Consider the following 380-nt stretch of genomic DNA (forward strand, 5'->3'; position numbering starts at 1 on the left):
AACCTCTGACCGACCAACTTCGTGGAAATGCGAAATCCATTAATTTGGACGACACCGCACGAAAAGCATTCTCCACAGTTAAGGAACTGATTGCTAAAGCAACAATGCTCGCACATCAGGACACCCGAGCACCCATTAGCATCGCAGTAGACGCATCCGACTCAGCAATCGGAGGAGTCTTACAACAATGGGTTAACAACTCCTGGCAACCCTTGGCATTTTTCTCTAGAAGGTTGCTAGACACCGAATCTAGGTACAGCACATTCGGTAGGGAACTCCTAGCTATGTATTGTGCTGTACGGCATTTCCAACACTACATCGAAGGTCGTGAATTCACTCTTTTCACGGACCATAAACCGCTCACTTTCTCGTTAAGCTCT

Annotated in this window: 1 protein-coding gene; it reads left to right on the top strand. The window is 47.1% G+C overall.

Translation table 11 applies throughout. The features are described 5' to 3' along the window. Positions 1–44: 44 nt before the first annotated feature. Positions 45–380 (top strand): ribonuclease H family protein (locus EDI28_RS28285; protein WP_500048358.1); only part of this gene is annotated, 336 nt, incomplete at its 3' end.

Origin of the sequence: Photobacterium chitinilyticum, assembly GCF_004104355.1 — a bacterium.
Taxonomy (GTDB): Bacteria; Pseudomonadota; Gammaproteobacteria; order Enterobacterales; family Vibrionaceae; genus Photobacterium; species Photobacterium chitinilyticum.